The following is a 12,648-nucleotide window of genomic DNA, read 5'->3' as shown; positions in this document are numbered from 1 at the left end:
GGTATAATCAGGCTCCTCAAACCTGATAACGTATCTGAACTTCCCGCACCCTTTATAATTTACGATTCGCAATGAGCCCAGAAACAGCCGGTGTTCTGACACTGGTCATATATCTGTTGATTCTCCTGGCAGTCATCGTCTACCAGGCAGTAAAACTACCCGACGGCTGGCGTGCCTGGATTCTATTCGCGATTACCCGCGTGTATGCACCAGGGCTCTGGAAGATTAAACGCAATCAGCGCTGCCCCTTTCCCGGCGATTCCGCAGGCATCATCATTGCCAATCATCGCAGTCCCGCCGATCCGATCATTCTCTGGTACAATTCACACCTCGGGAATCCACAGAAAAAAATGCGCTGCATCAGCTTCCTGATGGCGCGGGAGTATTACGAGCGACCGGGCCTGGTCGGCTGGATCTCGCGTGCCATGCATTCGATTCCCGTGGAACGCAATGGGAAGGATGTGGCTCCCGTCCGGGAAGCCTTGCGCAAACTCAAACAGGGCGATCTGATTGGCGTCTTCCCCGAAGGGGGGATTCAGGAAGGGCGGCCGATCAAACATGCGAATTCCGGCATCGCTTTCCTGGCGCTCCGTTCCCAGGCGCCCGTCTACCCGGTGTTTATCAACAATTCGCCGGGCGGTAAAAACATGGTGGAACCCTTTTACTCTCCCGCAGAGACGTCAATCACTTACGGTGAACCGATCGACCTGTCGGCGTACTATGATCGCAAGCATACCAGGGAGCTCCTCGAAGAAGTGACCACGCTCATGATGTGGAAACTGGCAGAACTCGGAGACACCGAATATCTAGGTGCCCCGCGTCCCGACGAGCAGGCAGGGCTCATCCCCATGTCAGAAGATCATCGTCGAACGGCGAACTGAAATACCCGTCGAGTTCCTGCAGTTCCCCCGCGCGTTGTCGCACTTCGGTTTCCCTCAGCGGCGCAGGCAGACCAGGGACAGACTGCCAGACACCCGCTCCCCTCCGTTCGAATACCCTGTATTGCTGGTCCAGAATCGGAGTGAGTCCGCGGTCATGCATGAATAACGGATCAATGTCTGCAGCAGCGAACGGAGAAAGACTCTGAGGCGTAGCAGCCTCCCGCTGCTGCGGGGCAGTCATGGTCGGCAGTGCAGGCTGCGTTGGTCCCTCAACCTTCGGAATGGGAAGGGGGTTCTGTTCCTGGATTTCAACTTTTAAGTCGAATGGTTCTTCTCCCTGCAGGCCGGCAGAATCCAGCATGACTGCTGTCGAATGGGAGAGCTGTGGAGCCGCTGGTTGCGTTTCCGCTGCACTGAAAGAACTGACCAGCGGAGCCGCGATCCAGGCGTGGGGATAGCTGGCTGGGAAATAGAGCTCAGGATCTTCGAGCTTCGTACGACCATAGTTGGCCGCCAGCAGCAGCAGGTCGTGGAAATCGACTCTGCCAGACTGGTTGAAGTCCACAGCCCACGTGTAGGGCAGCGGCGAATCGGCGACATCATGCTGGTAGGCAGTCGCGAACAGCACCAGATCCTGAAAATTGATCGCACCGTCATCGTTAACATCATAAGGCACCGCCCAGAACTGCGTCGTGGGTATGTCGCTGTTCTCCAGTTGATGCGGCGCCTGGTCGACCAGTTCGAGAGACACATTTTCCAGTGTCAGACCCGAGTCAAACGGGCCAATGAACTGCGACCCCAAATCCAGATCAACCTGGTCGGCGACTGTCGGGGCAAAATGAATCCGGGCGAGCAGTACACTCTGATCATCGCCCACATCGATCGCCAGCGTACTGGCACTGATACCTTGAACCAGGCCGCTGGTATCATCGATCAGCGCCGACTGATTCTGCGTAAACGCGGGACCGAATTCCACGAATGACGCAGTTGTGTACTCCCTCGCATAGTTCAGATCAAAACTGAATGACACGATGCCGATGTCAGTCCGATTACTGACCTGGCCCCAGACTTCGACCTGAAACGATTCCCATTCATGCAGATCCTCCGTGTGTGCAGGCAGAACCAGACTTTCACCATTGGCGGCGACCGATGTCGCTGACTTCACCACACGCAACTGCAACTGAGTCCGCGGCAGCGGCGCGACCGTCAACTGGAAGAGCGCGCTGTCGGTCAAGCCTCCCATGTCGGCAGCGGTGATTTCGATTTCAATGCTGCCAACATCAGCGAACGTGGGGACGCCCGAAAAGACACCCGTCAGCGCGTTGAAAATCAGCCATCCCGGCAACGGATCACCGTTTGACAATGACGCTGTCAGCATGAGCTGATCGCCGTCCGGCACATTGGCATCCGTAAAATAAGGACTGACATCCAGGTTAAATCCGTCTCCTTCCGTCAGACCCTGGTCGGCAATCGGGCTGGCTACGGGCGCGACATTCGTATAATCGTTATCCAGAATCGTACCACTGGCAAACGTCGTCTCTCCCAACAGATAATCATTCCCAGCCAGCAACTGGATGGCCAGGGTTTCATCCGGTTCATCGAGTAAATCTTCGAGTACGTCAACCACCAGTGTGACCGTTGCTGCATCGGCAGCAAATGTGATTTCCCCACTCAGACTTTGAAAGTCCAGTCCCGGTGTGGCGCTGCCTGAAATCTGATATGCCACTGTCAAAGGCTGATCGATCTGCGCTGCACTCCGCTGGAACACGAATTCCAACTGACTGCTGCTGAGTTCTTCAACCGGTAACACAGATGTTTCCAGCGTCACGGTCGGCAGATCCGGCCCATTGACATTCTCTCCCAGGAAGGACAGCATTTCCTGATCGCTGGCCTGCGTTCGCAGGTCGAGTCCCTGTAAGGCGACGGGGATCTCAGGGCGATCGAAGTGCACGAATTCATAACCGGCAACCAGGTCGGGCTGAAACGCTTCGGCAGGCGTCGGATCGTAGCCGCCCGGTTGTAGAGTGTTGTTATTCTGGTAGAACGGATCATAGTCGTTGGCCTTCGTCCAGTCAGTGTAAGTCACCATGCCCACCTGCAGCGTTTCAGGCAGATCGGGGCGATGATAGCGACTGTTCAACACCCAGTCCTGGCCGGGAATCTGGTACAGCGTATAAGCGGAGTCGCCGATGCGGGCAATCTGCAACTGGATCACCGCGTTGTTGCCCATGCTCTGCAGCACGAGTGACGAATTACTGTTACGGGTGGTCTTGGTCTCCATCTGGAACTGACTGCCGGCATTCCCCCAGCCGAGAGAAAGAAAGATATAGTTTTCCCCGTTGTTGGTTCCGTCGTTCTGATGCGAACCCGGGCTCCAGTCAACTGCCGGATCGGTAATGTCGCGGGGCGTGCGGATCATCAGTCCGCCCAGTGAGTACTGCGATCCGTTGGGAACATCATCCAGGTCGCTGTCCCCCACATCGTCGCGGTCGGTAATATGCACCTCCGTCGTAATCACAAAATCGCCGGTGATTTCCTTGTAAACCATGGGGCCGCGATAATCCTGGTACCAGACGGTCGTGTGCGGGATCATCACCATCCGGCCCGACTGTGTTCCATTCACATCCCAGGTCTGCAGTTGATCGCCAGCCCAGCCTTCCGTCTGATACAGACGCTGCCAGTTGGATTGAGTGGCTGCGTCCTCAAAATCATCACTCAGTGCCGTCAGATCATCGGCGGCCAGCATTTGCCGGGTTTCGAGAAGCTCCGTCTGCGCCAGGTTCGGAGCAGACCTCGCTCTCCACCGTCGGCGAGATCCGCGAACGGACCGCCGGGTAGCATGATCTGTAATGTCTACGAGCCAGCGGGGAAAGAACTGCTTGGATTCCTGAAACCACATATGTTCTGGCCTGTTGTGAAGGGACGAAAGTCTGCCGTCAGCGGGAAACAGTGCCTGCTTCCAGAAGAGATTCGTCAACAAAACAGGAATGCGACAAAAGATCAGGATTTTCTTTGAAATTGACCTGATTGCCGAAGTTTCTGCCGGGCCGATTCTGGAACTGAGAGGAAAAAGCAATAAGATAAGGGAGATTCTTGAGTGAACGCCGAGAACTTTTCTCCGGCTTCGATTGTCGATTTAAGGAACGTCCCGGGGATAGAGTTTCTTCCCGACCTCGCCAATCTGACTTTATTTGAACAGAAAGCATGTAATGCCCGCTTTAGGTGTAAACATTGACCACGTCGCCACCGTCCGTCAGGCTCGTTTAACCTTTGAACCGGATCCCGTCTGGGCGGCCGTGCTGGCGGAACTGGGAGGCGCGGATGGCATTACTCTGCACCTGCGTGAGGATCGGCGGCACATTCAGGATCACGATCTCTACACCATGAAAAAGACGGTTCAGGTCAAACTGAACCTCGAAATGGCGGCGGAAGAAGAAATGACGGCGATCGCCCTGGAAGTCCGCCCCGATCAGGTTTCCCTGGTCCCCGAAAAGCGGGAAGAGCTGACGACCGAAGGGGGCCTGGATGTCGTTGCCAATCTGAAGCGGGTTGAGCAATGCGTACACCAGCTGCAACAGGCAGGGATCGAAGTCAGCCTGTTTATCGATCCCGATGTCGAACAGATCGCGGCTGCAAAACAGGTGGGAGTACACGCTGTCGAATTGCACACCGGCCGCTACGCCGATGCGACCTCTGCTGACGAACAACAGAAAGAATATGACGTCATCGTGAAAGCCTCCGAGTTTACTGTCGCACAGGGACTGAAGCTGCATATGGGGCACGGATTGACATATCGTAATGTTTCGAAGATCGCCGCCATTCCCGATGTCTGTGAGTTGAATATCGGTCACAGTATCGTCTCGCGGGCGGTACTGGTCGGCATGGAACAGGCGGTTCGCGAGATGAAAGCACTGGTGACCGTTTAGTCGTTATACAGGCGTCTCAAATATCTAAATATCCTTAAGAATGCCGCTGCTCCATGGGATCACTGCGCGCCCGTCTTTCGCCTGTCTGGCTAATCGTTACAGGCTGTTGATTTTATTTGACTGTCATGATTTAAGCTCTCTTGCAGGCAAGCCGGATTTCATGAGAGAAGTCTTGTCGCACAGTAGATTTCTCGGTCCTGATTCGTTAAGGTGAATTTCAAACTGGCAACCTGCGCCCACTGAAGTTTCCGTCAACATCAGACCCGGTCGCAGGTTGTGCCTGAGGGTTTCGGTATGGTTGCGAACTCCTGCAATCGCTATCTGTCCAGCCGATCTACTTTGATGTCAGGAAGATGAAAAGTAGCCCGAAAAAGTGAGTCGCCAGACACTCCGTTGAAAAGCAGTGGAGCCCGTCTGACTCACGGCGAAAACGAGTAAAGATAAAAGCGTTCTAAGATCTGAATCGTTCTGGTTTTGCTTGAGTAGCTTTTGGAGCAGTCCGCAGTGTTTTCTGTGAACTGTCGTCTTTGCTTGAACTATTTTTTGGAAATGATCGGTTCTACGCAGGACAGGGTAAGGCGGACCTCGTCACCTGCAGCATCACTCAGAATTTTAGAGGAGCAAATTAACGATGACTCCCAAGGACTTTTTTGCCTTCGCAGAAAAAAATGGCGCCAAGATGGTAGACTTAAAGTTTACCGACATCTTTGGTACCTGGCAGCATTGCTCGTACCCCCTCAGCACCTGGGACGAAGGTACTTTTGAAGACGGTGTCGGCTTCGACGGCTCTTCAATCCGTGGCTGGCAGACAATCGACAGCTCAGACATGCTGGCTGTTCCTGATCCTGCTACCGTGAAAATGGATCCCTTCTTCAAGCAGCCGACCGTCAGCGTTCTGGCTGACATCGTCGATCCGATTACCAAAGAAGATTACAACAAAGACCCGCGTGGCGTTGCCAAAAAAGGTCTGGCTTACCTGCAGCAGACCGGCCTGGCCGATGCCTGCTTCATCGGTCCCGAGCCCGAATTCTTCGTCTTCGACGACGTACGTTACCTCTCCAATCAGCGGGGAGCCATGTACGAAATCGACTCTTCTGAAGCTGCCTGGAACACAGGTCGTTCTGAAGAAGGCAACCTGGGTCACAAAGTGGGTTACAAGGGCGGTTACTTCCCCGTAGCTCCCAGCGATACCTACGGCGACCTGCGTGCCGAAATGGTTGAAGAACTGCAGAAGGTCGGCATCGTTGTCGAAGCTCACCACCACGAAGTGGCAACCGCCGGTCAGTGTGAAATCGACATGGAATTCTCACCACTGCTGCAGATGGCTGACCAGTTCATGTGGTACAAGTACATCATCAAGAACGTCGCCAAGCGGAACGGCAAAACCGTGACCTTTATGCCGAAGCCGGTCTTCGACGATAACGGTTCCGGGATGCACACTCACATCTCTCTCTGGAAAGATGGCAACACCCTCATGTACGGTGATGGCTATGCCGGACTGAGTGAATTCGCGATTCACGCTATCGGCGGGATCATCAAGCACGGTCGTGCTCTGATCGCTCTCTCCAACCCGACTGCCAACAGCTTCCACCGTCTGGTGCCTGGCTTCGAAGCGCCCGTGACACTGGCCATGAGCCAGCGGAACCGTTCTGCTTCCTGCCGTATCCCGATGTACTCCGGCAGCCCCAAGGCAAAGCGTGTTGAGTTCCGTTGCCCCGATCCGACCGCCAACGGTTACCTGAGCTTCACCGCTCTGATGATGGCGATGATCGACGGTGTGCAGAACAAGATCGATCCGGGTGAACCTCTCGATCGTGACATCTACGACATGACTCCGGAAGAGCTGGCTGAAACCAACGTCGCCCCCAAGAACCTGGACGAAGCTCTGATCGCTCTCGAAGAAGATCACGACTTCCTGACAGCCGGCGACGTCTTCAGTGAAGATCTCATCAACTCCTTCATCAACTACAAGCGGACTGAAGAGTTGGATCCGATTCGTTTACGCCCTCATCCTTATGAGTTCGATCTCTACTACAACGCGTAAGCGTTTAGTTCAGAGTACCGAAATCGGTAATATTCTCGCAGCAGGCCCCCGGGTTTGCTGCGAGTTTTTTTCGCACTCAGACACAGTGCTGCCATAACGGCACTTCTTGGGGTGGTGTGAAAGGTGCCATAATGGCGTGTTCTGTATGTGCTTCTGATTGTGCATTCTGTTTTATGTGAAAAATTTTCAGGTCGTAAGTATATGTAATTAAAAGGAATGTGGTGAAATCGGTTGTGCTGAGTGACTAATTGGCATGCTGAATGCTTATAGGGAAACTGTCAATCAAGCTGGTCAGTCCCACCTGTCAGGGATTACTGTAGATACAATTTCGTTTCTTATTTCATAAGGAGCAATGCCATGTTAAGCACACGCAATCACAAACTCGGATTTCCTTTTTCTGCTAACCTGCGTTCCGATCTGGATGATGCCTTCACCCAGTTCTTCGGCAAGTCATTTAATGGCTTCGAAGGCGCTTATTCGCCGCTTTCAGTCTGGGAAGAAGACAGCAAATTCCATGTGGCGCTGGATGTTCCCGGCATGACCAAGGAAGACCTGTCTCTGGATATTCAGGATGGAAACCTGGTCCTCACCGGCGAACGCAAGTCGGTCGAAAACCGGGAGCATCTCCATAACGAACGGAGCTTCGGCAAATTCAAACGACTGGTTCGCCTGCCGGAATGGGCCGATCCCGCCTCTGTTTCCGCGACTCTCGATGCAGGCGTCCTGACCGTGGTCATGGATAAGAAGGCCGAGATGCAGCCCCGCCGGATTGAGATTCAGGATATTTCCAAATCTGAATAACCGGCTGGAGTGGAGATCTCCCTGAGAAATTGATTCGTTGCGACACCCCGATTGGCTTTGCGAAGTCGATCGGGGTTTTTGTTGATAGCAGCCACTTTTTCACCAGCGGCCACCACTTTGGGAGCACACCCGTACTGTCTATTTCCTGTGCAGACCCGCTTAATTGCTAAGTGGCTCATCCGCGGTCTGTGTGAGTTCCTTGTAAAGATTCAGCGGTTTTCTAATCAATCCTCTGAAAGACTCATTTGAAAAAGATGTTATTTCATAATGGGTTATGGCAATGGATCTGCAGGTCGGGAATCGAGGAGCTCTCTCGACCGGCACAGCAATTGCGAAGTCCATCAATCATGTTTGTTACGAAATGCGCTACTACTCTTCAGCAGATGCCACATAGATGAATTGTTCTGATGGTCAAATTGGAGTCGAAAAATAGAACTCAATTAGTTCTGTAAATTCACAGAGCTTTCCCCAAGACCCGATTCACACACTGACGTTTTTCAGTGAGCGCGCGCCCGGCATCTGAAGATTTCCCACGTGAGATTTGACTCACTCAAGTTCTAAATTCAAGGACCGAACACAATGTTACCAGGATATTTGATTGACATGGATGGCGTAGTTTATCGAGGGACAGACCTGATCCCAGGCGCCACCGAATTTATCAATGAACTCAAGAAGCGCGATCTGCCGTTCATTTTCCTGACCAATAACAGCCAGCGTACCCGCCGCGACGTCGTTACCAAACTCGGCCGGATGGGAATTACCGTCGGCGAAGAGCATATCTTTACCTGTGCTATGGCCACCGCACGGTTCCTGGCGCAGAGTAAACCCCACGGCACCGCCTTCGTCATCGGCGAAGGTGGCCTGTTACATGCATTGCATCGCAACGGGTACTCGATCGTCGATCACGATCCCGACTATGTCGTGGTGGGCGAAGGTCGGATGGTCAATTTCGAAATGATTGAAGCCGCGGTCCGCATGATCGAAAACGGTGCCAAACTGATCGCCACCAATATGGATCCCAACTGCCCGACTCAGAACGGCCTGCGTCCCGGTTGTGGAGCGATCGTCGCCATGCTGGAAGCAGCCACCAAGAAGAAAGCCTTCAGCGTCGGTAAGCCCAGCCCCGTCATGATGCGGAGTGCCCGACAGGAACTGGGGATCTCTTCTGCCCAGACAACCATGATCGGCGATACAATGGAGACCGACATTCTGGGAGGCGTCGAAATGGGCTATCGTTCCGTGCTGGTGCTTTCCGGCGGAACAGCCCTTTCAGACCTGAGCCAGTATGCTTATCAGCCCGATCTGGTGGTCGACAGCATTGCTGATCTGAACAAAGAAGAATTCTTTCAGCTCGAGAGTCACCGGATTCCCGAGCGGGAACGCCTGCTGGCCTGATTTTCTGACTGTCTAACGCGGTTTTGCCGCCAAACAGGGAAAAATCGCCCTGTTTGGCGGGCAGCCGTCCAGGAGCGCATTGAGGTATTTCTGACTGTTCGCTACAATTCCTGAAATTGTCCGCTCACAGGCGGTTTTTCCCTTATTTCAGGACTTTTTACTGGCATCGCTTATCTGCCTTTTCGCGTCAGTACGTGGAAAACGCAGCAGGAATACTTGAATGGCACGTCTGACTCAGGCTGATTTATCAGATCTTAACGAGTCGTTTGAAGAACGAACTCCCCTGGAGCTGATTCATTGGGCACAGGAAATGTTTGGCACACGACTGGCAGCTTTATCATCGATGCAGCGTGCAGGTTGCGTGGTAGCCCACATGCTGAGCCAGTTAAAGGCCGACATCCCGATTCTGTTCGTCGATACCGGCGTCCTGTTTCAGGAGACCCTGGATACCCGGGACCGCCTGATTGAAGAATATAACCTGAACATCGTCACGCTGATGCCGGCCAAAACGATGCAGGAACAGACCGAAGAACTGGGCGTTCTGTATCTGTCTGTCGAAGGTCAGGAAAAGTGCTGCGATCTGCGTAAGACGGAACCTCTTATTCAGGTGGCCGATCAGTACGATGCCCTCATCGGCAGTCTCCGCCGGGCCGACGGCGGTCAACGCGCCAATGTACCTATCCTGGCGATTGACCCCGCCATGAACTGCCTGCGGGTGAATATCCTGGCCAGCCTGACCAAGGACGAGTTCCAGGCCTACCTCAAAGACAACCAGGTCATTACCAATCCGCTGCATCAGCAGGGCTACCCAACCATCGGCTGTAATCGCTGCACCACCCCCGTGATGGAAAGCGAACCGAACCGGGCCGGACGCTGGCGGCACCTCGGACCCTGGTCGCAGTACTGCGGCATCAATCCCACCGATGTGGCCGGAAAGCATGCCCCTTCGATCGAGCTGCCTCAGGATCTGGTCGACCGCATCCTGGGACGCGAAACCGACTTCATGATCTGAACCGGTTCACTTGCCCGGCGGTTGTTGCGTCAGCTCCAGGTGCAGTTTCGTCGTGGAACTGGCCCAGCCGGGAATGAATCCGTCTGCTTGGCTCTTACGGAAAAACGTGTCTGCACTCACGCTGGTGTCGCTGTATCCCAGCGTGAAGACCGTCGTGAATCCGTTTTTCTGAATGCGGATCATCGCCCGCTCTTTGCTTTCAATCCAGTCGCCTGAATGCGCGAACGCTGATTCCCAAAGCAGCCCGTCTGGATTGTCCGGATGCTGCTGTGCCAGGTCGAGACCGGGGATCAGAATCCCCGTTGCCTCTCCGACAAAGACCGTTTTCCCAATCAGGTTCAAGCCCCGATTCTGCATGATGAACTTCTCCGGATCGACGCCTTTAATCGCGCGAATCAGGCTGATCATCGCTGTCACACTTTTACTGCGACGGGGCAGGGACCATTCCTTTCTGTTGAGATACAGGTCGGCGGTGTCGACGGTATCCAGAAACAGTCCGTCAATCTTCTGGGCATACATCCGCTTGATCCGCTCCATCAGAAAGCCCCTCCACTCGCCATAGCTGACGTCGACATACCACGACTCAAACGTCTGGTTTTTGCCGAACACAATTTCGCTGAGAGGATACCCGTTGGGAGACCGTTTGAGATACTTCTCGAAGTTTGCTTTTTCCAGTTGTCCCAATTCGCCAATACTCAGATAAGCGATGACTTTCGCCTGCTTCTGATGCGCGAAATTCACGAGGTCAGCGACTTGATCAGGCTGCAGACCCCGCAGTTCGATCACGATCACCTGGCCCGGCTGAATCCGGTCCCGCAACTGTTTCAGCAGGCGGGGCTCACTCCCGTAGTAGAGCTGGTAGCTGGTCGGGACAAAAGCAGGCTTATCCGCACTTTCGACGCGGGCCGTTCCCGTCAGCAGGATGGACAGTAGCAGTAAAACAATCGAGTAACAGCGGACGTGCATCGTCTTGATTCCTGTTGCAGGGGTTTGAGTTTTCCCGGGCGCATCTGTTATCCTGAACGGGTTACTCCTATGCTATGAACCTCGAACGTTAGATGTAAAGTGAATACCACCTATGGCTCGTCATCCACTCACAGCCCGTGTGCTGAAATCATCTGCTCTTGTGATCCTGCTCTGTCTGATCGGAACGCTGCACCTCGCTTCGCTGGAGGCCGCAGATACACCACCCAACATCGTGATGATTGTCAGCGATGATCAGGGCTATCACGACTTGAAAAGTTTCGGCAGCCAGCAGGTCATCGCTCCCAACCTCGATCGCCTGGCTGAGGAAGGTGTCAAACTGACCAATTTCTATGTGACCTGGCCGGCATGCACCCCCAGTCGAGGCAGTCTGCTTACCGGACGCTATCCGCAGCGCAACGGAATCTATGACATGATCCGCAACGAGGCCCCCGATTACGGCCACAAGTACAAGCCGTCCGAGTATGATGTCACCTTCGAACGCATCGGCGGGATGGATGTCCGCGAACAGCTCTTGCCCGCCCTGTTGAAACCAGCCGGTTATGTGAGTGGCATCTATGGAAAGTGGGATCTGGGCGTGCATCGTCGCTTCCTGCCGCTCGCCCGCGGCTTCGATGACTTTTACGGCTTCACCAACACCGGCATCGATTACTTCACCCACGAGCGCTACGGCGTGCCTTCCATGTATCGCAATAACCAGCCCACCGAAGCAGACAAGGGCACCTATTGCACGTATCTCTTTCAGCGGGAAGCAGTGCGGTTCGTGAAAGAGAATCACGATAAACCGTTCTTTCTTTACCTCCCCTTTAACGCACCCCACAGTGCCTCAAACCTCGATCCCCGCATTCGGGGCGTTGCCCAGGCACCGAAAAAATATAAAGCCATGTATCCCGAGCTGAAGGATACGTTCGTCACCAGGAATCGAACCGGCCGTTACGAATACCGGGAAACCGCCAAAGGTCCCGTCATTCACCAGAAACCCTCGGCCGACAGGCGTCGCCTGGAGTACGTCGCTTCCATCACCTGCATGGACGCCGCCATCGGCGAAGTGCTGGATCTGCTCGATGAATACAAAATCGCCGACAACACGATCGTGGTCTTCTTCTCCGACAACGGGGGCGGCGGCGGTGCCGATAACAGTCCCCTGAAAGGCAAGAAGGGAATGATGTTCGAAGGGGGCATTCGCGTTCCCTGCCTGATCCGTTATCCGAAAAAAATCAAACCGGGAACTGTCAATGAAGGCCTGCTCACATCGCTAGAACTCGTCCCGACGTTCCTCAAAGAGGCAGGCATTCCCCAGCCACAGGAAGTTGTCATCGATGGATACGATATGCTGCCCACGCTGATGGGCCAGGCCGATTCACCTCGCTCAGAAATGTTCTGGCAACGTCGCGCCGACAAGGCGGCTCGCGTTGGAAACTGGAAGTGGGTCGAGTCCGAAAAGGGGAACGGCCTGTTTGATCTTTCCACAGATGTGGGTGAAAAGCACGACCTCTCCCAATCAAATCCTGAGAAACTCAAACAACTGCAAGCCCGCTTTGCCAACTGGAAGAAAGAGATGGCCGAAGCCGAACCCCGGGGACCGTTCCGCGATTATTAACAGAT

Annotated in this window: 9 protein-coding genes; 7 read left to right on the top strand and 2 right to left on the bottom strand. The window is 54.1% G+C overall.

Going from position 1 to position 12,648, the window contains the following annotated elements; translation table 11 throughout:
- Positions 1–71: 71 nt before the first annotated feature.
- Positions 72–881 (top strand): lysophospholipid acyltransferase family protein, encoded by an 810-nt coding sequence (locus tag FYZ48_RS22750; RefSeq protein WP_149344644.1) that lies wholly within the window; start codon positions 72–74, stop codon positions 879–881.
- Here FYZ48_RS22750 and FYZ48_RS22745 read toward each other — a convergent pair.
- Entirely contained in the window at positions 841–3,780 is a 2,940-nt protein-coding gene (locus FYZ48_RS22745; protein WP_149344642.1) for a putative Ig domain-containing protein, read from the bottom strand. The genes FYZ48_RS22750 and FYZ48_RS22745 overlap by 41 nt on opposite strands.
- A 310-nt stretch (positions 3,781–4,090) precedes the next feature.
- Between FYZ48_RS22745 and FYZ48_RS22740 the strand changes: the two genes are divergently transcribed.
- The 5 genes from FYZ48_RS22740 to FYZ48_RS22720 all read left to right on the top strand — a co-directional run bounded on the left by FYZ48_RS22740 (position 4,091) and on the right by FYZ48_RS22720 (position 10,059).
- Positions 4,091–4,807 carry a pyridoxine 5'-phosphate synthase gene (locus FYZ48_RS22740; RefSeq protein ID WP_149344640.1) on the top strand — a complete coding sequence of 239 codons (717 nt, stop codon included), beginning with the start codon at positions 4,091–4,093 and terminating at the stop codon, positions 4,805–4,807.
- Between the two features lie 631 nt (positions 4,808–5,438).
- Positions 5,439–6,851: a type I glutamate--ammonia ligase gene (glnA, locus tag FYZ48_RS22735; RefSeq protein ID WP_145042129.1), complete on the top strand. Its 1,413-nt coding sequence runs from the start codon at positions 5,439–5,441 to the stop codon at positions 6,849–6,851.
- Positions 6,852–7,208: 357 nt separating this feature from the next.
- Complete coding sequence (locus FYZ48_RS22730) at positions 7,209–7,652, top strand: Hsp20/alpha crystallin family protein (protein ID WP_145188010.1); 444 nt, start codon at positions 7,209–7,211, stop codon at positions 7,650–7,652.
- Positions 7,653–8,231: 579 nt separating this feature from the next.
- Entirely contained in the window at positions 8,232–9,047 is an 816-nt protein-coding gene (locus FYZ48_RS22725; RefSeq protein ID WP_390625141.1) for an HAD-IIA family hydrolase, read from the top strand.
- 220 nt (positions 9,048–9,267) lie between these two features.
- Complete coding sequence (locus FYZ48_RS22720; RefSeq protein ID WP_145042126.1) at positions 9,268–10,059, top strand: phosphoadenylyl-sulfate reductase; 792 nt, start codon at positions 9,268–9,270, stop codon at positions 10,057–10,059.
- Between the two features lie 6 nt (positions 10,060–10,065).
- On the opposite strand, the gene FYZ48_RS22715 is transcribed toward FYZ48_RS22720, so the two are convergent.
- On the bottom strand, positions 10,066–11,025 hold the full coding sequence (locus FYZ48_RS22715) for an endo alpha-1,4 polygalactosaminidase (protein ID WP_149344636.1): 960 nt from the start codon (positions 11,023–11,025) through the stop codon (positions 10,066–10,068).
- A gap of 112 nt (positions 11,026–11,137) precedes the next feature.
- Here FYZ48_RS22715 and FYZ48_RS22710 point away from each other — a divergent pair, with 112 nt between their 5' ends.
- Positions 11,138–12,643: a sulfatase-like hydrolase/transferase gene (locus tag FYZ48_RS22710; protein WP_149344634.1), complete on the top strand. Its 1,506-nt coding sequence runs from the start codon at positions 11,138–11,140 to the stop codon at positions 12,641–12,643.
- The last annotated feature ends 5 nt before the right edge of the window (positions 12,644–12,648 follow it).

The sequence above is a fragment of the Gimesia chilikensis genome, from assembly GCF_008329715.1.
GTDB lineage: Bacteria > Planctomycetota > Planctomycetia > Planctomycetales > Planctomycetaceae > Gimesia > Gimesia chilikensis.
Note: the sequence above shows the minus strand (reverse complement) of the source record. Positions and strands in the feature narration are given on the sequence as shown.

What these genes read in the sequence shown, in the direction of transcription:
- FYZ48_RS22720 (WP_145042126.1), top strand. Translation starts at nt 9,268, where the DNA reads ATGGCACGTCTGACTCAGGCTGATTTATCAGATCTTAACGAGTCGTTT.
- FYZ48_RS22730 (WP_145188010.1), top strand. Translation starts at nt 7,209, where the DNA reads ATGTTAAGCACACGCAATCACAAACTCGGATTTCCTTTTTCTGCTAAC.
- FYZ48_RS22745 (WP_149344642.1), bottom strand. Translation starts at nt 3,780, where the DNA reads ATGTGGTTTCAGGAATCCAAGCAGTTCTTTCCCCGCTGGCTCGTAGAC.
- FYZ48_RS22740 (WP_149344640.1), top strand. Translation starts at nt 4,091, where the DNA reads ATGCCCGCTTTAGGTGTAAACATTGACCACGTCGCCACCGTCCGTCAG.
- FYZ48_RS22710 (WP_149344634.1), top strand. Translation starts at nt 11,138, where the DNA reads ATGGCTCGTCATCCACTCACAGCCCGTGTGCTGAAATCATCTGCTCTT.
- FYZ48_RS22725 (WP_390625141.1), top strand. Translation starts at nt 8,232, where the DNA reads ATGTTACCAGGATATTTGATTGACATGGATGGCGTAGTTTATCGAGGG.
- FYZ48_RS22715 (WP_149344636.1), bottom strand. Translation starts at nt 11,025, where the DNA reads ATGCACGTCCGCTGTTACTCGATTGTTTTACTGCTACTGTCCATCCTG.
- glnA (WP_145042129.1), top strand. Translation starts at nt 5,439, where the DNA reads ATGACTCCCAAGGACTTTTTTGCCTTCGCAGAAAAAAATGGCGCCAAG.
- FYZ48_RS22750 (WP_149344644.1), top strand. Translation starts at nt 72, where the DNA reads ATGAGCCCAGAAACAGCCGGTGTTCTGACACTGGTCATATATCTGTTG.